This window comes from Parabacteroides sp. CH2-D42-20 (assembly GCF_003670185.1).
Taxonomy (GTDB): Bacteria; Bacteroidota; Bacteroidia; order Bacteroidales; family Tannerellaceae; genus Parabacteroides; species Parabacteroides distasonis.
Genome location: NZ_RAYG01000010.1, coordinates 62,032 through 80,960, shown reverse-complemented (window position 1 = coordinate 80,960; position 18,929 = coordinate 62,032). Strand labels below are relative to the sequence as shown.

12 protein-coding genes, 3 tRNA genes and 2 pseudogenes are annotated in these 18,929 nt (G+C 46.7%); 11 read left to right on the top strand and 6 right to left on the bottom strand.

The annotated features are described in order from the left end of the window. Positions 1-8 precede the first annotated feature (8 nt). The 3 genes from D7V92_RS07525 to htpG all read left to right on the top strand — a co-directional run bounded on the left by D7V92_RS07525 (position 9) and on the right by htpG (position 4,905). The gene (locus D7V92_RS07525; protein WP_005862960.1) at positions 9-1,079 is read left to right on the top strand and encodes an HlyD family secretion protein; all 1,071 of its coding nucleotides are present in this window, start codon (positions 9-11) and stop codon (positions 1,077-1,079) included. Further along, positions 1,076-2,680, top strand: a complete 1,605-nt coding sequence (locus tag D7V92_RS07520) for an MFS transporter (RefSeq protein WP_199718901.1) — start codon at positions 1,076-1,078, stop codon at positions 2,678-2,680. Before D7V92_RS07525 ends, D7V92_RS07520 begins: the two co-directional genes overlap by 4 nt. A 170-nt stretch (positions 2,681-2,850) precedes the next feature. Further along, on the top strand, positions 2,851-4,905 hold the full coding sequence (gene htpG, locus D7V92_RS07515) for a molecular chaperone HtpG (protein ID WP_008779719.1): 2,055 nt from the start codon (positions 2,851-2,853) through the stop codon (positions 4,903-4,905). Between the two features lie 57 nt (positions 4,906-4,962). On the opposite strand, the gene D7V92_RS07510 is transcribed toward htpG, so the two are convergent. Further along, positions 4,963-5,286 (bottom strand): co-chaperone YbbN, encoded by a 324-nt coding sequence (locus D7V92_RS07510; protein ID WP_005862963.1) that lies wholly within the window; start codon positions 5,284-5,286, stop codon positions 4,963-4,965. Positions 5,287-5,398: 112 nt separating this feature from the next. Here D7V92_RS07510 and D7V92_RS07505 point away from each other — a divergent pair, with 112 nt between their 5' ends. The 4 genes from D7V92_RS07505 (at position 5,399) to D7V92_RS07490 (ending at position 8,073) form a co-directional block, all read left to right on the top strand. Further along, positions 5,399-7,717: a patatin-like phospholipase family protein gene (locus D7V92_RS07505; RefSeq protein ID WP_008772403.1), complete on the top strand. Its 2,319-nt coding sequence runs from the start codon at positions 5,399-5,401 to the stop codon at positions 7,715-7,717. A 76-nt stretch (positions 7,718-7,793) separates the two neighbouring features. Next, a tRNA-Arg gene (locus D7V92_RS07500) sits at positions 7,794-7,870 on the top strand. Positions 7,871-7,897: 27 nt separating this feature from the next. Beyond that, positions 7,898-7,971: transfer RNA gene (locus D7V92_RS07495), tRNA-Arg, on the top strand. Positions 7,972-7,999: 28 nt separating this feature from the next. Beyond that, positions 8,000-8,073: transfer RNA gene (locus D7V92_RS07490), tRNA-Arg, on the top strand. A gap of 66 nt (positions 8,074-8,139) precedes the next feature. Here D7V92_RS07490 and D7V92_RS07485 read toward each other — a convergent pair. From D7V92_RS07485 to D7V92_RS07475, 3 genes and pseudogenes are all read right to left on the bottom strand, one after another. Next, positions 8,140-8,778 (bottom strand): annotated as a pseudogene (locus tag D7V92_RS07485) (DNA-binding protein). 137 nt (positions 8,779-8,915) lie between these two features. Beyond that, on the bottom strand, positions 8,916-10,043 hold the full coding sequence (locus tag D7V92_RS07480) for an ISAs1 family transposase (protein ID WP_121772617.1): 1,128 nt from the start codon (positions 10,041-10,043) through the stop codon (positions 8,916-8,918). Between the two features lie 355 nt (positions 10,044-10,398). Further along, positions 10,399-10,988 (bottom strand): annotated as a pseudogene (locus D7V92_RS07475) (master DNA invertase Mpi family serine-type recombinase). 87 nt (positions 10,989-11,075) lie between these two features. On the opposite strand from D7V92_RS07475, the gene D7V92_RS07470 reads away from it, so the two are divergent. From D7V92_RS07470 to pgk, 3 genes are all read left to right on the top strand, one after another. Further along, complete coding sequence (locus D7V92_RS07470) at positions 11,076-11,852, top strand: virulence RhuM family protein (protein WP_121772616.1); 777 nt, start codon at positions 11,076-11,078, stop codon at positions 11,850-11,852. Between the two features lies 1 nt (position 11,853). Further along, a complete protein-coding gene (locus D7V92_RS07465; RefSeq protein WP_121772615.1) occupies positions 11,854-12,315 on the top strand; it encodes a hypothetical protein in 462 nt (153 codons plus the stop codon). Between the two features lie 97 nt (positions 12,316-12,412). Continuing rightward, entirely contained in the window at positions 12,413-13,684 is a 1,272-nt protein-coding gene (gene pgk / locus D7V92_RS07460) for a phosphoglycerate kinase (protein ID WP_005862970.1), read from the top strand. Between the two features lie 91 nt (positions 13,685-13,775). Here the strand turns inward: pgk and pulA are convergent, their stop codons facing one another. Both pulA and dnaB read right to left on the bottom strand, forming a co-directional pair. Then, positions 13,776-15,773, bottom strand: coding sequence for a type I pullulanase (gene pulA / locus D7V92_RS07455; protein WP_121772614.1), 1,998 nt, complete (start codon positions 15,771-15,773; stop codon positions 13,776-13,778). A 129-nt stretch (positions 15,774-15,902) separates the two neighbouring features. After that, positions 15,903-17,420 (bottom strand): replicative DNA helicase, encoded by a 1,518-nt coding sequence (gene dnaB / locus D7V92_RS07450; RefSeq protein ID WP_008772408.1) that lies wholly within the window; start codon positions 17,418-17,420, stop codon positions 15,903-15,905. Between the two features lie 90 nt (positions 17,421-17,510). Here dnaB and D7V92_RS07445 point away from each other — a divergent pair, with 90 nt between their 5' ends. Next, on the top strand, positions 17,511-18,698 hold the full coding sequence (locus D7V92_RS07445) for an immunoglobulin-like domain-containing protein (RefSeq protein WP_121772613.1): 1,188 nt from the start codon (positions 17,511-17,513) through the stop codon (positions 18,696-18,698). Positions 18,699-18,929 lie beyond the last annotated feature (231 nt).

Here is an 18,929-nt window from a genome sequence, read left to right as displayed (position 1 = left end):
CAACGACTATGGCAAACGAATTAAAAGAGAAACATCAAAGACTAAAGAAAGTAAGGACACGGAATATAGTATTAAACTCCATATGTATCCTTTTAGCCGGTTCCGGCATTTGGTGGACAGCCAATTATTTCTGGCGTTACATCAATTATGAGGTGACAAACGATGCCTTTGTGGACCAATATATCGCCCCACTAAATATACGTGCCTCCGGCTACATAAAAGAGGTCCGTTTCAAGGAACACCAGTACGTTCACCAAGGGGACACACTTCTCATACTGGACGATCGGGAATATCGGATCAAGGTAAAAGAGGCAGAGGCCGCGTTGATCGATGCCCAAGGATCACAAGACGTACTTCGTTCCGGTATCGAGACCTCCCATACGAACATCGCCGTACAAGACGCCAACATCGCCGAAGCTAAAGCCAAGCTTTGGCAACTGGAACAGGATTATCACCGATTTGAGCGGCTGCTGAAAGAAGAATCGGTCCCCGAGCAACAATACGAGCAATCCAAAGCCGCTTTCGAGGCGGCGCAAGCCCGATATCAGGCGTTGGTGGAACAAAAGAAAGCCGCTTTCTCCCAATTCACCGAAACCAGCAAGAAGACAACAGGAGCCGAGGCGGCGATCTTACGAAAAGAAGCGGATCTGGATTTAGCGAGGTTAAACCTTTCCTATACCGTTATAACCGCCCCTTACGACGGTCATGTAGGCAGACGGACCTTAGAGCCCGGACAATACGTGCAAGCCGGACAAACGATATCCTACCTCGTACGAGATAAAGACAAATGGATCACGGCCAATTACAAGGAGACCCAGATCCCCCACATCTATATCGGGCAAAAAGTACGTATCAAGGTAGACGCGTTGCCGGGAAAGATATTCAACGGGGAGGTAACCGCAATCTCCGACGCCACAGGCTCCAAATACTCATTGGTCCCGACCGACAATTCCGCCGGAAACTTCGTCAAGGTACAACAACGTATCCCGGTACGGATAGACTTGGAAAATCTATCGCAAGAAGATACGCAATACTTAAGAGCAGGCATGATGGTTGAAACAGAAGCCTTACGCAAATGATCACGATGAAAGAGCTTGGGGCACCGATCCGCCAATGGGTGCCGGACTGGTTAGGATTGATTTGCATCTTCATCGTTATCCTTCCGGTTACGATGCTAAACGGTTCGTACACCGGCAGTATGCTGGAGGTATCAAACACGCTAGGCACGAACACCGAGGATATAACCATGGGATATTACGCAGCAGCGGCGGGAATGGCGGTATCCTATCCGATTATTCCGAAGATATTAGAAGCCTTCTCTATAAAATTCTTATTGTTAGCGGATTTAGTCGCCCAGTTCTTCTTAAGCTGGATCTGTGCCCGCTCCCAGAACGCCGACATATTGATCGTCTGTAGTTTCGCGATCGGTTTCCTGAAAGGGTTTCTCATGCTGTGGTTTATCCGGTACGCACAAAAGATATTCAGCCCTAAAAATATACGTAGCCAATTCTATTCCTACTTCTATCCTTTTGTTTTCGGAGGGGGACAAGCGTCCATGCTTGTTACCGCACAGTTAGCCTACCATTACGACTGGAAATATATGTATTACTTCATGATGCTAATGATTTTATTGGCCATAGTAATGGTAATCATCTGCTTCCGCCATAACCGGCCGATCAAGTCCATCCCCTTGGCCGATCTACACATCCGGGAAATGTTCATCATATCCACCGGATTGTTAATGCTTATGTATGTCATTAATTACGGGAAAGTACTCGACTGGATGGCATCCCCCAAGATTTGCCTTTATATCATGATCGCCCCGATATTGATCGCTTTATTTATTTGGTATCAATATCATTCGGAACGTCCGTACGTGAATCTGGCGCCTTTATACCAGCCGAAAGCCATTATCGGTTATTTCTATATGATGCTTGTCATGTTTTTCAGTACTTCGACTACCTTGTTGACCAGCTACCTGACCAGTATCTTAAAGGTAGACAGTACCCATACCTATTCCCTCTATACTTATTTGCTTCCGGGATATGTCTTGGGGGCGTTCATCTGTTTTTGGTGGTTCCGGTGGCAACGTTGGCGGTTTCGTTTCTTGATAGCGGGAGGAATGAGTTGTTTCGTCCTGTTCTTCGGGAGCCTTTATTTCGGGATCTCACCGGATAGCAGATACGAGATGCTCTACTTTCCTATATTCCTCAGGGGATTGGGCATGATGGTTCTTATCATAGCTTTCGCCTTATTTGCCGTGGAAGATTTAAATCCTAAATATTTATTGTCAAACGCTTTCTTTCTCATCATTTTCCGTTCAGTATTATCCCCCATCATGGCGACTTCTTTTTACAGTAATATACTATATCGCTTGGAACAAAAATATATGTATTCCTTATCAGAAACCGTTACGCTGGCCGATCCTCTAGCCGCCTCACGCTATAACCAAGCGCTTGGCAATGCCTTGACCCAAGGGCATCCCTACGACGAGGCAGCGCAAATGGCTACCAATACACTCTATAATACGTTACAGCAACAAAGCTTATTATTGGCGTTAAAAGAGATACTGGGGTATTTATTAGTCATCTCCTTATGCATAGCGATCGTATCCCGTTTTATTCCATTCCATAAAACCGTCCGTGTTACATTCGCCAAGACAGGTGATGATATGGTTTGATCAAACTATGCCCGGCTGCAAATCTATCAGCCGGTATCTGCCTTTTTGTCATTTATAGTTTATCCGAAACATTTTGGCATTCGTTTTGTATAGGAATAGGCGGATCTTGAGAATGATCAAGATCAGGAATACGCACAAAATAACAATAAAAATAATAAGATATTCAGACTATGAGCAGTAAACAAGGTAACATCGGAGTAACATCGGAAAACATCTTTCCGATTATCAAGAAGTTCTTATACAGTGATCACGAAATCTTCCTTCGTGAACTTGTTTCTAATGCGGTAGACGCTACCCAGAAGTTAAAAACGCTTTCTTCCGTAGGCGAGTTTAAAGGCGAACTCGGCGATTTGACCGTACAGGTTAAGTTCGATGACAAAACGATCACGATCTCTGACCGGGGTATCGGTATGACGGCCGAGGAGATCGATAAGTACATCAACCAGATCGCTTTCTCCGGCGCCGAGGAGTTCGTTGAGAAATACAAGAACGACGCCGCTTCTATCATCGGTCACTTCGGTCTTGGTTTCTACTCCTCTTTCATGGTTTCCAAGAAAGTAGAGATCGTGACGAAATCATACAAAGAAGGCGCTGTTCCCATGAAATGGAGCTGCGACGGTACACCGGAATACTCCTTGGAGGAAACGACGAAAGAGGATCGTGGTACCGATATCATCCTGTATATAGACGACGAGAATAAAGATTTCTTGAACAAGGATAAGATCAATGGCTTATTGACAAAATACTGCCGTTTCTTACCGGTTCCTATCGCATTCGGCAAGAAGCAAGAGTGGAAGGATGGCAAATATGTAGATACGGACGAAGATAACGTAATCAACGACACCAAACCGGCATGGGTTCGCAAACCGGCCGATATGACCGACGAGGATTACAAGAAGTTCTATCGTGACTTATATCCTATGACGGATGAGCCGTTGTTCTGGATTCACTTGAACGTAGACTATCCGTTCAACTTGACCGGTATCTTATATTTCCCTCGCATCAAGAGCAATATCGACTTGCATCGTAACAAGATCCAGTTATATTGCAACCAAGTATTCGTTACGGATTCCGTAGAGGGTATCGTTCCTGAGTTCTTGACATTATTGCATGGTGTATTGGATTCGCCGGATATCCCGTTGAACGTATCCCGTTCCTATTTGCAAAGCGATCAGAACGTGAAGAAGATCTCCAACCACATCACGAAGAAGGTGGCAGACCGCTTGGAAGAGATCTTCAAGAACGACCGCCCGCAGTTCGAGGAGAAATGGGATAGCTTGAAACTATTCATCCAATATGGTATGTTGACTGATGAGAAATTCTACGACCGCGCGGTTAAGTTCGCCTTATTCAAGGACGTCGAAGGCAAATACTTCACTTTCGAGGAATACAAGAACTTAATCAAGGACAACCAGACAGACAAAGAGGGTAACTTAATCTATCTGTATACCACCAATAAAGACGAGCAATACAGCTATATACAAGCCGCAAAGGACAAAGGTTACAGCGTCTTGGAAATGGACGGACAATTGGATGTACACTTGATCGGACAATTGGAGCAGAAGTTCGAGAAGAGCCGCTTCGTTCGTGTGGATAGCGATACGATCGATAACCTGATCCGCAAGGAAGACTCGAATAAGGTAACCTTGAGCGAGGAGCAGAAAACGGCCATGCAGGAAGTATTCAAGAGTCAGATGCCGAAATTGAACAAGACCGAGTTCTACGTAACATTCGAGGCATTGGGCGAAAACGCGAACCCTGTCATGTTGACACAAAGCGAGTATATGCGAAGAATGCGTGAGATGTCCGCTATGCAACCGGGTATGTCTTTCTATGGCGAGATGCCGGATAGCTTCAACTTCGTATTGAATACGGATCATCCGTTGATCAAGAAAGTATTAACTGAAGAGGAGCAAGCTTGCGACGAGAAGTTAAAACCGATCCTTAGCGATATCAAAGGATGGGAGGCTCGTCAAGCCGACTTACGTGAGGCTCAAAGCAAAAAGAAAGAAGATGAGATCACGGCGCAAGAGAAAGAGGATATGACCAACACCGACCATAAGCTGGATGAGCTTCGTGAGCAACGCAACCAAGTTCTCGCCGAATACGCCGGCACGAACAAGACAGTTAGTCAGTTGATCGACCTTGCTTTGTTAGGAAACGGTATGCTGAAGGGAGAGGCATTAAGCCAATTCATCAAACGTAGCGTAGAACTGATCGGATAAACCAATCCTCACATATATAAAAAACCGTTCCTTCTCGGGGGAACGGTTTTTTTAGTTTCAGCCCACGACATCCTCGACCACTTTCCGTAACCTATCCAAGCTCATCTCGCCGGATTGTCTCCACAAAGCCTCCCCTTTCCGTAGCAGGATAAAAGTAGGAATCGATTCCACCGTATACAAATCGGCAAGAGCGCTCTCCTCCTCGATATTGATTTGTACCACTTCTAATTTTCCTTTCTCCAATTCCTTGAACTCCTTCACGATCGGCATCATTTTCTGGCAATGAGGGCACCAATCCGCATAAAACTCAGCCATGACCAAAGCACCGGTCTCCATAACGGTCTTATTCCGCTCTTCCCTATTCAATTCTTTCTCTTTCATAACATCATCTGTTTTAATTGTATTGATAACTCAACAATACGAAAAAACAAAATGTTTATGTTTCTAAAGAAATACTTCTTACATTTGGAGAAGAAAAACAGATTGGGTTCATATGAGGAAAATAACAGTTATCATAGCCTTATTCCTTGCTGCCATTCAGATTGTTTCCGCCCAGAAAGTAGGGTTGGTACTCAGTGGCGGCGGTGCCAAAGGAGCGGCACATATCGGAGTGATCAAGGCGCTGGAAGAAAATAATATACCGATCGATTACATTACCGGCACCTCCATCGGGGCGATTATCGGTAGTTTATACGCCATGGGATATTCCCCCGAGGAGATGCTGGAGCTGATGCTTTCCAAGGAGTTCGCCTATTGGCAAACAGGTACGGTGGAGGAGCAATATACCTATTATTTCAAGGAGCCTTACCCGACCCCGGAATTCGCGCATTTCTCCATCGATATGTCCGATTCCCTACAGATCAAGGCTAGCTTCTTACCGCAAAGCTTGATCAATCCCATACAGATGAATCAGGCGTTCATGGCCTTGTTCTCGCAGGCGACGGCAAAGGCGGGGTGGAATTTCGACAACCTGTTTGTCCCTTTCCGTTGCGTGGCCTCGGATATATATACTAAAAAGCCGATCATCTTTAAGAATGGGGATCTGGGAGACGCCGTACGTGCCTCCATGACTTTCCCGTTTTTCTTCCAGCCCATATGGAAAGACAGTATTCCTTTATTCGATGGAGGTATCTACGATAATTTCCCGGTAGGCCCGATGAAAGACGCGTTCCACCCGGATTTCATTTTCGGATCAACGGTATCGGGAGGGAATAAAAAGCCTTCGGAGAATCCTTATAACCAGATCGAGACCATGATCATGCAAAAGACCGATTACGAGGTACCGGAGGAAGATGGCATGATGATTAAATTCAGTTTTCCCACCGTCTCCTTATTGGATTTCCAGAAAGGTAAGGAGCTTATGGACATCGGGTATAAACGTACCCTTTCCATGATCGACTCCATCAAGCAACGGGTTCCCCGGGAAGTGCCTTTAAATGAGGTTACCGAAAGAAGAAAAGCCTATAAAGAGAACCTTCCCCCGCTGATCTTCCGCAATATTTACGTGACGGGCGTATCCGAGGCCCAGCGTAAATACATAGAGGCCCAATTACACAGGGATATCAATAACGAGTTCTCCATGGAAGAGTTCAAGCGGGCTTATTTCAAGATGCTGACCTATTCCAAGATTAGGGAAATCATGCCGCATGCCGTTTATAACCGGAAAGAGAAGAAATTCGATCTTTACCTGGACGTGAAGATGAAAGAAGAGATCACGGTTGGCTTCGGTGGAAACGTATCGTCTCATCAAGCGAATCAATTATACCTAGGATTGGGGTATCAATATCTGGGACGGTTCGCCGCCGACGTAAACTCGAACTTTCAAGTGGGTAACTCCTTTAGTGGTGTCATGTTGAGTGGCCGGATGTACCTGCAAACGCAAATCCCCACTTATTTAAATTGGCAAGGAGTCTTCTCGGACAAGAAATACACGGAAAGCCAATCCCTCTTTTATGAGGATATAGTGCCCGCCATGATTAAGCAGAAAGAACTGTACATGAAACTAAAATTAGGCTTCCCCTTCCTCAACCACGCGAAAGCGGAGATCGGGTTCGCCTACGGACGGTTGAACGATTTCTATTTGCAGAGCACCACGATACCTTTCCCGAACGCCTCTTTCGACCATAGCTGGTACGATTTATTCAGCGGCTCGTTAAGTATCGAGCAAAACTCACTCAACACCAAACAATACCCGATAAGCGGAAAACAGCAATTCCTAATCGCCCAATACGTAACCGGTACGGAGAAGTATACCCCATCCCCCACTTCCGCCACGACGGAAGCCCCGATTGGTCGCAAAGTGCATAGCTGGCTGCAACTGAAAGGGCGCTGGAACCAATACCAGACGCTGAGCAACCGTTTCAACTTAGGTTATTTGGCGGAAATGGTCATATCCAGCAAGAACCTCATGAATAACTATACGGCTAGCGTATTACAGGCCCCGGCGTTTACCCCGACACCCCATAGCGAGATTGTATTCAACGAGGCGTTCCGGGCGAACCAATATGTGGCTTTTGGGCTTTCCCCGATCTTGAAGTTAAGCAAGCTTCTGCACTTCCGGTTGGATATGTATGGCTTCGCTCCACTCTATGAAATACAAAAGACGGTGCCGGAAAACAACCCGTATGTCGGAATCCCGCATTATGGTAAGTTTTTGCACTCGTTTAATTATATGGGTGAAGCGGCGGTCGTATTGCAATTGCCATTCTTATGTATCAGTCTGTACGCCAACGGATACAGTTATCCGAAGGAGAATTTCAACTTTGGCTTAAACATTGGTTATCTGATCTTCAATCCAAAAATGTTAGATTAAATTCGCAAAAAAGTAGTCGAAACGTTTGCATATTTAAAACAAAAACGTACCTTTGCACTCGCAATCACGAAACAATGGCCGCGTAGCTCAACTGAATAGAGTAGCTGACTACGGATCAGCCGGTTACAGGTTTGAATCCTGTCGCGGTCACCATTCGAAGATAGCAATAGAATATATCTTGGCTCCTTAGCTCAACTGAATAGAGCATCTGACTACGGATCAGAAGGTTAAAGGTTTGAATCCTTTAGGAGTCACTTGAATATTCAAATTCATTTATAGATTGGCTCGCTAGCTCAACTGAATAGAGCATCTGACTACGGATCAGAAGGTTATAGGTTTGAATCCTATGCGAGTCACTTGAAAATCTTTCTCCCGTCGATCTTCTTATCAAAGGTTACGAGAAAAGGATTTTTCATTTTCCCTTACCGCTCTCCTGCTTTCCTCAATATATATACCCGATGGTTTCCCCTGCCCGATATCGTTATTCCACTTTCCGGGTCAGCGCCAAGGCGGCGCAATTCCAAGGAAGCGGTCGTACGCTTCAAGCCCGTGATAAACATATAATCTTGCAAGCACATGCAAGGATGCTCCGCCAAAAAGCCCAAAGCCCTCTCCCGCCGCTCCTCCTCGCTGAAAGGGGATTTCCGTACTCGGACGATACCGCCCCGACTCAAATCGCAACGCAGCTTGGTTTCCAGCACCAGTTCCTTATCCGCCCTAAACCCGACACCATTGACCTCCAGACTACGAACGTTCCGCTTCGGATCATCCCCATCCAAGGTATCGCTCTCCTTATCTTTCACCACTCCCAACTTAGGCGTGAACGTACCGATCCCTTCAAGCGTAACAGAATGCCCATCTGCCATGCAATAAGCCAGACGCTCCGCCACCATCGTCATCACCTACAACACGTTGCCCTTGCTCAGTCCCGAGCCGGGATAGGTGATCTGCTCCACGAAATGCACCATATCCACGTTTTGCTCTATCTTCATCCGATAGTACACTCGTTTCTCGCCCGTCCCGTCAAGATCGTTCATCTCTTGCTTGATGTATCTCGCCATAATCGCTATATATAATGTTGTTTTACTAGTAAGAAAACCATTTTCCCCTATACACAAAGATAATCACATATGTGCAGAGAAAACGCGTGAATTAAAACGCATAAATCCACCGTGTTATTAAATCATATAGGCAATCTTCATTCCATGCGGCCATCATCCTCTTTGAATGTGATATCCAGTTGCCAATGCAAACCGTTCTCTATCCCCCAGTGCTTTCTTTTGACCCGCATGATTTTCTCGGGATCGTTCTCCAATGAGGATATGAAGTAATGCGTCTCCACGGCACTTTCCCCTGTCGCCTCGTCTACACGTTCCGTGCGGATGAGGCCGTAGGATCTCAAGTTCTCCCAATCCTTGTATATTTTTCCTAAGGAATGTAGTGAGGAGCATACACGGCATTCACGAAGGAAGACAAACCCATGCCCATTCTCTCCCTCCTTGTGGACTTTATACACCTCATTGGGAAGTGGGATACGTTCGAAGTCTCTCATGTTACCGGCGATGGTTTCCCACAATGTGGCTTGGTTCTTTTTAACCTCTAGCAGATAACCGGCTCTCTTCTTGGCTATTCTCGAGACGATATCTTTTTGGGTTCCCATGGCGTCGATGGTCACCACGTCTCCCTCCGAGATATCCAAATCGTCCAAGAGCCTTGGGATGGCAACTATCTCGTTCTCCTTCTTATCCACCCGCTCTTGTCCCAACGAGAGGCAGTCGTCAACAGAAAACGCGCTGACGATGTGGAGCTTATCATTGGAGCGCTCTTCCTGTGTCATGAAGAAACCATCCTCATCCCGTCTCCGTCTTTCATTCATGGCCTTTTTTATGGTCTTCCCGTCTATGGCTATCTGGCGGAACGGCTTCTTTTCCCTCTCCTCGGCGATTCCCTCCTCCACTAATCCCTCTTCCTTTGAGGTGGCAAGATTTTCTCGCATGTTCAAGGCCCACGCACGGTAACGCCGCTCAAGGGCGTTGGGACAGACCAGGCAAAAGAAACGCCTGAGCGTGTCATGCGACGGGGCCTTTTGGATGTCAGGAAAGAACTTTCGAATGAAATCGATATGTTCCGCCGAGAAGTCCGCAACCTCATTCCAACTCTGGCAGTTGGCAAACACACCGATTAATGCCGACATCATGATCACTCCTGCCCGGTGTACCACCTTGGATTCCTGCCGTGAGTCTATCTCTCCCAGAGCATTGTACATGCTTTCAAGATGTCTTTCCAACTCGTCGTTTATCAAAAAGTCTTTCCCCGCTTTATCCATGTATGTCTTTTTGAAAGCAAAGATAATTGAGGTAAACGAGATATGCTTTCAAAAAGAGCTTAAACAACTATTTATTTATCCATCGTATATTTTAATTGGCATTCACGCGTTTTCTCTGCAGTATGCGAACAAGAATCCATAGGCTATCGAGCAAGAATTCATATAGATAATACCGGATTTATTATAAGGAAAAAGATATTCCGCGTACATTTGTGATATAATATCCACAGTTTGTATCGAACACAAAATTACCACCCAATGAGATTTCGGGAGCAAGCAGTTTTGGTATGTCTCCAAAGTTTATCCCTTGCAAACGTCCAAACATAAACCACCTGTCATTATCAAACCTCCCTTATTATGGAACAGCATTTAGATACAAATAAAGTGTGTTTCGGCTGATTCCTAATTTTTTTGCGATTTGGCTCTTGCTTAATCCCTCGCCCAACATCTCTGTAATAGTTCTTTCCCTGTCAACTTGTTTCGTTTATTCTTGCTCCCCTTTATTCTCCCGATATGTTTTCCTTCTGCTTTCAATCGGGCCAAAGCCTCTTTTGTCCGTTGCGAAATCAAGTTACGCTCAATCTCTGCCGACAAACCGAAGGCAAAAGCAAGCACCTTGCTTTGAATGTCATCACCAAGGCGGTAATTATCTTTTATAGTCCATACACGGCATTCTTTGGTCATACAGATGTTCAGGATTTCCATTATCATGAAAAGGTTACGCCCCAAGCGGGATAGTTCGGCGCAGATGATTAAGTCATCTTTCTTCACTTGGTTTAAAAGCTTACCCAACTCACGTTTGTTGTACGATTTTGTTTCACTAATGGTCTCCTCTATCCAACCATCAATTTTCAGATTTTCCCGCTCACAAAACTTATTGATCTCGAAACGTTGATTTTCTACCGTTTGCTTGTCACTGCTTACTCTAATGTACCCGTATATCATGCTCATAAGTCGTTTTTCACGCATGATACTATTTTATTTCGTACATTTGGCCTGATTTCAAGAAATATAATCAAAACATATAAAATAATGGAACAAGAAATCCAACTGAACAAGCACAACAAGCAAAAGTATCCGCCCATGCATACGGCAGATTTTAACCCAGCCTTAAACGATATCATCATTTACCAAACGGAAGATGGGGAAATCAAGCTGGATGTAAAGATGGAGAAGGAAACCGTTTGGTTGACACAAGCGCAGATGGGTGAGTTGTTCCAAAAAGACAGGGCTGTCATTGGCCGACATATTAATAATATATATAAAGAAGGAGAATTAGAAAAACATATCACATGTGCAAAATTTGCACACATGGGTTCTGAGGGTGACCAAAAGTATGAAACAACACTTTACAATCTTGATGTCATCATATCTGTTGGTTATCGTGTAAAATCCCAACGTGGTATCCAATTCCGTATCTGGGCCAACAAAATATTGAAAGACTATCTTATCAAGGGGTATGCCATCAACCAGAAGATAAAACTAGAACATTATCAAGAGCTAAAAGATATCGTTCGTATACTCGGTAATATGCTCAAGAACCAAGAACAGTTGACCTCCGATCAGTCCAAAGGCTTATTAGCCGTCGTGACCGATTATGTCTATGCCCTTGATACTTTGGATAAGTATGATTATCAGCAACTGACGATAGAGGAGACAATCAAAGGAGACCGTTTCCAAGCGACCTACGAGAATGCGATGGAAGCCATTCGAAGCCTAAAAGATAAATTCGGAGAAAGCGAACTTTTCGCACATGAGAAAGACATCATAGTAAAAGTAGTAGTAAATTTAATCAATCAAAATAATTAATATGGAACAAGAAATCCAATTAAACGAACACAACAAGCAAGAGTATCCTCCTATGCACACGGCGGAACATATCTTAAACCAGACAATGGTACGGATGTTCGGATGTCCCAGATCCAAGAATGCGCACATAGAGAGGAAGAAGTCTAAATGCGATTATCTATTGGCGGAAGAGCCCAGCGCGGAAGTCATGGCTGAGGTCGAGAAGAAGATAAACGAGGTGATCGACCGGCACCTACCCGTAACCATCGAGTTCATGCCAAAAGAAAAGGCCGGCGGTATCGTGGATTTAAGTAAATTGCCCGATGATGCCAGCGATACATTACGTATCGTACGCATAGGCGATTACGATGCCTGCGCATGTATCGGATCGCACGTGGCGAATACATCCGAGATAGGACATTTCAAGCTGTTGAATTACGACTATGCCGACGGGAGATTACGGCTACGTTTCAAATTGGTATAAAATTTAAAGCAAGCGCAAACGGTCAAATAAAAATATTTTATGTAAGTTTGCAAGCGATTAAAGGAACATTTTAATACAGACATTAAATACAATAGTTATGCAAACAATTGACAATTTCAATTTTGCCGGCAAAAAGGCATTTGTAAGAGTTGACTTTAACGTTCCATTGGACGAAAACTTCAACATCACCGACGACACTCGTATGCGTGCCGCTCTTCCTACATTAAAGAAGATCTTAGCGGATGGTGGTAGCGTAATTATCGGTTCTCACCTAGGTCGTCCGAAAGGCGCTACTGATAAGTTCTCCTTAAAGCACATATTGAAGCACCTTTCTGAGTTGTTAGGCGTAGATGTTCAGTTTGCAAACGACTGTATTGGCGAAGAAGCCGGCGCTAAGGCTGCCGCTTTGCAACCGGGCGAAGCTTTGTTGCTTGAGAACCTTCGTTTCTACGCTGAGGAAGAAGGCAAACCAAGAGGTTTGGCTGAAGACGCTTCCGACGAGGAGAAGAAGGCTGCCAAGAAAGCCGTTAAAGAAAGCCAGAAAGAGTTCACGAAGAGATTGGCCTCTTACGCTGACTGCTATGTAAACGACGCGTTCGGTACCGCTCACCGTGCTCACGCTTCTACGGCTTTGATCGCTGACTACTTCGATACGGACAACAAGATGTTCGGTTATTTGATGGAGAAAGAAGTGAAGGCTGTCGATAAGGTTATGAACGACATCCAACGTCCGTTCACCGCTATCATGGGTGGTTCTAAGGTTTCCTCCAAGATCGAGATCATCGAGAACTTGTTGAACAAGGTAGACAACTTGATCATCACGGGTGGTATGACTTATACTTTCACGAAAGCGCAAGGCGGTAAGATCGGTAAGTCTATCTGCGAGGACGATAAGCTGGATCTTGCTCTTGATTTGATCAAGAAAGCGAAAGAAAAAGGCGTAAACTTGGTATTGGCTGTTGACGCTAAGATCGCTGACGATTTCAGCAACGACGCTAAGACTGATTTCGCTCCGGTAGATCAGATTCCTGATGGTTGGGAAGGTCTTGACATAGGTCCGAAGACCGAGGCTATCTACGCTGACGTTATCAAGAACTCTAAGACGATCCTTTGGAACGGTCCTACGGGTGTATTCGAGTTCGAGAACTTTACGCACGGATCTCGCACGGTTGGCGAGGCTATCGTTGAGGCTACGAAGAACGGCGCTTTCTCTTTAGTAGGTGGTGGTGACTCTGTTGCTTGCGTTAACAAATTCGGTTTGGCTAACGGCGTATCTTACGTTTCTACAGGTGGTGGCGCTCTTCTTGAGGCTATCGAAGGTAAGGTTCTTCCGGGTATCGCAGCTGTAAAAGGCGAGGCTTACAAATAATCAGATAAGTAAGTGATTTAATAAAAAATCCCCCGGGACGCTCGGTATTCATCGAGATGTCCCGGGGGATTTTCTTTGATTTAGTTCCGTATTAATCTTGTTTCAAGATCAAGGCGGAAGAGGCGCTTACGGTAGTTTTACCCTGTACGGAACCTTTACCGTCCAGATAAATCCGACCGTCCTTACAAACCGGAACCCATGTTCCTTCCAGCAGAGAAACCGTTACCGCCTTCCGGTTCCCGTTAAAGATAACCATAATCTTCTTCCAACTATCCCCGTTCGCATGTTCCCCTAAGGTATACGCTACGACACCGGGCTGGTTCACTTCTTGGAATTGAAGGGCCTCCCTCACTCCCTCGGCCGTGGCGATACGGAAAGCCGGGTGCGACTTACGAAGGGCGATCAAATCCTTGTAATAGTTGAAAACATCCTTGTTTTTTGCCTTCAAAGACCAGTCGATCTCATTGATTGAATCGGGCGATTGATAGCTGTTATGTACGCCCTTCTTATCGTGCAGCAACTCCTCTCCTGCCCGCATGAAGGGAACTCCTTGCGAGGTGAAGATGATGGTCTGGGCCAACTTGCCGAATCGTATCAACTCATCCGGGGTAGCGTCTTTCGGGGCCGAGAGCTTCAACTTATCCATCAAACAAAGATCATCGTGGCAAGAGACATAGTTGATCACTTGCGTAGGCTTGTTCGCATAAGGCGCTTTGCAATATAATATTTGGTTATAGTCGATTTGCGGATGGCGGATAGCGCCTACAATACCGAACTTAATAGACTCCTCGTTACCTTCCGGCTTTCCGGAGGCGAAACCGGCCTGTGTAGTCTCGAATACGCTTCCTTTTAAAGCATCCCGCAGGTCATCGCTAAATACGGCCACATCATTCAGTTTCGGGGCGTTTACCTTGATCGCCCTCTGGTCCTCCGGTAGCGGGGAATCGCTGGCGGTCCAGCCCTCGCCGTATACGAAGATGGAAGGATCTAGTTTAGCTAACTCGGCTTTTACCTCGTTCATGGTCTCTACGTCATGGATGCCCATCAAGTCGAAACGGAAACCATCCACATGGTATTCCTCGGCCCAATATTTCACGGACTCCACGATATAGCGGCGTACCATCGCCCGCTCCGAAGCGGTCTCATTACCACAGCCGGAGGCATCCGAATAGCTTCCGTCCGGTTTATGACGGTAGAAGTAACCGGGGACGGTCAAGCTGAAATTCGACCCGTCACCCACAAAGGTATGATTGTAAACCACGTCCATGATCACACGGATACCATTCCGGTGCAACCCCCGCACCATCTCCTTGAACTCACGAATACGAGCCTCGGGATTGTAAGGATCGGTGGAATAGCTCCCCTCGGGGGCGTTATAGTTCTTGGGATCATATCCCCAATTGTACACATTATCTTGCAAGCGGGTCTCGTCCACCGAGCCATAGTCATAGGAAGGAAGGATGTGGACATGGGTAACGCCCAACTCCTTCAGATGATCCACGCCGGTAGCCACGCCGCCCGGACCTTTCGTGCCGTTCTCCGCCAAGGCGAGAAACTTACCTTTATGCGTCACGCCGGAGTTCGCGGCGATCGAGAAATCCCGATGATGCATCTCGTAGATGATAATATCGGAGAAGCTTTTCAACTCGGGAGATTTATCCGCCTCCCAGCCCTCCGGATCGGTAGCCGCCCAATCGATCACAGCCGCACGGTTTCCATTCACCCCGACGGCTTTCGCCCAGATACCGGGAGTCTCATCCAGCCATTTATCGCCGATACGGATCTGGAAGGTATAGAAGGAACCTTTCAGATCCTCGCTCACGGAGATACGCCACGTACCCTTATCCGAGGATTTCATCGGCAACTGGCGGATAGGCTCCCCTCCCTCACCGGAGGCGTAAAGATTCAAGCGGACTTCTTCCGCCGTCGGGGCCCAAAGGGTGAACACGGATTTCGTGGGGGAATAGAACAACTCCAGATCGTCTCCCTCATAGGAAGGGTATTCATCAAAGGATTTGTATTCTTTCGGTGAGTTGCAGCTAAGCAACAGCGACAGGTATATAGATACCGGAACTAAGTGTCTCGTCATGGCTGATTCAGTAATTTGTTTTCAATCACAAAGATAGAAGTTTCGAATCGGATTCGCCAACGAAACAGAAAAGAAGAGGCGAAAAATCTACCGCAAACGTTTTCGCCTCTTTCGCTCATTCATGCTATATTAGAACGGAACCTCGTTACTGCTACCTTGACTCAAGAAGTCAGCTCCCGCCGATGGGATCGGGGGCATCGGGTCTCCACCGTTCATGGTCGAGGAGAATTCCCTTACCGCTATATCTTCCTCTACGTTCATAAACTTGGCGAACTCGCTCTTAAAGCGCAGCCGGACATCCCCCACGGCACCGTTACGATGCTTGGCGATAATGATCTCGGCAAGACCGATCAGGGAATTTCCCCGCTCGTCTTCCGTAATCTTATAATATTCGGGACGGTGGATGAAACATACCATATCGGCATCCTGCTCGATAGCTCCGGACTCACGCAAGTCGGCTAGCTGCGGACGCTTACCTTCCACGCCTTGACGAGCTTCCACACCACGGTTCAACTGCGACAAGGCGATAATCGGGATATTCAACTCCTTCGCCAATCCCTTCAACGAGCGGGAGATCGTACTCACCTCCTGCTCACGGCTACCGAAGTTCATACCGCTAGCGTTCATCAACTGAAGGTAGTCGATAATGATACATTTGATGCCATGCTCGCGCACCAAGCGACGGGCTTTCGTTCGCAGCTCGAAGACGGACAAGCTCGGGGTATCGTCCACGAAGATCGGGGCGTCGTAAAGCTCCTTAATCTTAAAGTCCAACTGCTCCCACTCGTAGCTCTCCAAGCGTCCGCTCTTGATCTTCTCGCCCGGTATCTCGCAGACATTCACGATCAGACGGTTTACCAACTGTACGTTACTCATCTCGAGCGAGAACAGGGCGACAGGCGTATTGAAATTCACCGCCATATTCTTCGCCATGGAAAGCACGAAAGCCGTCTTACCCATGGCCGGACGGGCAGCGATAATGATAAGGTCTGAATTCTGCCAACCGGAAGTCATCTTATCCAACCCCTCGAAGCCCGTACGCAATCCGCTCAGACCTTCCTTCTGGAGAGCCGCCTTTTGCAACATCTCCATAGCGTCCTTGATGACGGGGTTGATCTGGGTGACATCCTTCTTTACGTTACGTTGAGAGATCTCGAACAACTTACCCTCCGCCTCTTGCATCAAGTCCTCTACATCGAGCGTCTCATCAAATGCCTTTCCTTGGATCATCGCCGTGAAAGAGATCAACTCCCTCGCCAGATATTTCTGGGCAATGATCCGGGCGTGATACTCGATATGGGCGCTACTGGCCACCTTGCTGGTAAGTTGAGAGATATAGAACGGTCCGCCTACATCCTCCAATTCTCCCCGTTTTTTCAATTGCTCCGTTACGGTAAGCATATCCACGGGACGCTGGCTCAACGCCAAGTCTACGATAGCGGCATAAATCTTCTCATGCGCTTTCTCATAGAAACACTCCGGCTTCAAGATCTCGCTGACGATCGAGTACGCGTCTTTCTCCAGCATCAACGCACCCAACACAGCCTCCTCTAACTCACGGGCCTGTGGCTGAAGACGCCCCATATCGGGGAGCATCTCCACAGGCTTTTTCCTTCCTCTTCCTGTATTTCTTGTTCCTTCTGCCATCATTCTTTCTATTTGGGGAGTCAAAGGTAATATCTTTTACCCATTTCTGAAAAAGATTCTTTATATTTAGGAATTAAAACCTGTCGAATCATGAAAGCGTATTTTATCGGATTAGTTATCATGGGAGGTTGCCTATTATACGGCTGCCATACCAAACAAAAGAAAGGGGAAAACAGTAGCGACTACTCAGCCGACTCCCAATCCATAGCACGGCAAGATACCCTACCGTTACCGACTGATACCCATGCCGCATCTTCAGTTTCCACGGAAGGATGGACCGCCAAGCAGATACGGGACAGCATAGAATTGTTCTTCGGCAAGGAATACGATACCCTTCCCCCGCATCTACGGAAGATCCGCAGAAACATGGCCTCCCTCTGGAACACGGACGACTCCGTCTTCCTACAGCTTATCATAGCGGAAACCCCGTATGTAAAAGCATTTAAGACGTACGTATTCGACTCGCCCCTCATCCGGATCGGCGGAGGCCCTTACGACCGGTCGCCCGAGGAATCTCTTTGCGAGGACACCACCCACTTCTCCATGCGAGTAAGCCCGAATGTCTACCCAACCAACATCGAACGGATCGAGATCGCCATCACCAACCACACCAACCAAGAAGGGATGGGAGGCGAAAGTTATTTCATCGAGCATTTCGACGGGAGGGCATGGAAAGGGGTCCCGCAACCCAACGCCTTCGTCGATCTCGGCTATCCGATCTTTCCTAACCAGACAAGAGACGATTTCTCGGCCACCTTGATGCCTGAGCTCAAGGAAAATCCACCGGGATTGTACCGGGTGCATAAGACCGTCAGCACCGGACATGGCGCCGGCCTCGTCCATTACCCTTTAACCGCCACATTCTACCTATCCGATAACCCGGAAGATTATGAGGAATACACACGCTTCGCCAGCCGGCTCCACGAGCCTCGCCCCATGGCCGAGTTCAAGGGAGGAAGAGAAGCCATGATCCGTTTCTTCGAACAGAACCTGCGTTATCCCGAATCTTATAAAGGTACGGGCACGAAGGTACGACTCTTCTACTCCTTCACGATCGATTCCTTAGGAATGTTACAGAATCCCATAAGCCTACCCGAGAATATACTGTATCCTCGCGATACGGGGAAAACCTATGATGAGTTCCGCGATGAAGCCTTACGGGTACTCCAGTTGATGCCCGCATGGGAACCCGCCGTAAACCGTATCCATGGCCCGGCCAGCATAGATACCGGGCTCTTCTTCTACTTCAACGAAGAGGGAAAATGCGGGATTGAATAGACGGCCAGTACTGCCTAAGAAGTATTGGAGTACTTCTTAGGCAGTACTCGGGTACTTCCATGAAAGTACTCCAGTACTATTACCAGAAGTATCGCAATACTCTCAGAGAAGTAAGCCTATGCTAACGTAAACTGGCAACAATATTGCTGTCAGCATACAGCGACATAACTTTACTTACGTAAAAAAGTATTATCTTTGCACCCGTAAAAAGTAATTTTCAAATTATGGACG

What these genes read in the sequence shown, in the direction of transcription:
- pulA (WP_121772614.1), bottom strand. Translation starts at nt 15,773, where the DNA reads ATGACGAGACACTTAGTTCCGGTATCTATATACCTGTCGCTGTTGCTT.
- D7V92_RS07470 (WP_121772616.1), top strand. Translation starts at nt 11,076, where the DNA reads ATGGAACAAGAAATCCAACTGAACAAGCACAACAAGCAAAAGTATCCG.
- D7V92_RS07525 (WP_005862960.1), top strand. Translation starts at nt 9, where the DNA reads ATGGCAAACGAATTAAAAGAGAAACATCAAAGACTAAAGAAAGTAAGG.
- D7V92_RS07445 (WP_121772613.1), top strand. Translation starts at nt 17,511, where the DNA reads ATGAAAGCGTATTTTATCGGATTAGTTATCATGGGAGGTTGCCTATTA.
- D7V92_RS07505 (WP_008772403.1), top strand. Translation starts at nt 5,399, where the DNA reads ATGAGGAAAATAACAGTTATCATAGCCTTATTCCTTGCTGCCATTCAG.
- D7V92_RS07510 (WP_005862963.1), bottom strand. Translation starts at nt 5,286, where the DNA reads ATGAAAGAGAAAGAATTGAATAGGGAAGAGCGGAATAAGACCGTTATG.
- pgk (WP_005862970.1), top strand. Translation starts at nt 12,413, where the DNA reads ATGCAAACAATTGACAATTTCAATTTTGCCGGCAAAAAGGCATTTGTA.
- D7V92_RS07465 (WP_121772615.1), top strand. Translation starts at nt 11,854, where the DNA reads ATGGAACAAGAAATCCAATTAAACGAACACAACAAGCAAGAGTATCCT.
- D7V92_RS07520 (WP_199718901.1), top strand. Translation starts at nt 1,076, where the DNA reads ATGATCACGATGAAAGAGCTTGGGGCACCGATCCGCCAATGGGTGCCG.
- dnaB (WP_008772408.1), bottom strand. Translation starts at nt 17,420, where the DNA reads ATGGCAGAAGGAACAAGAAATACAGGAAGAGGAAGGAAAAAGCCTGTG.
- htpG (WP_008779719.1), top strand. Translation starts at nt 2,851, where the DNA reads ATGAGCAGTAAACAAGGTAACATCGGAGTAACATCGGAAAACATCTTT.
- D7V92_RS07480 (WP_121772617.1), bottom strand. Translation starts at nt 10,043, where the DNA reads ATGGATAAAGCGGGGAAAGACTTTTTGATAAACGACGAGTTGGAAAGA.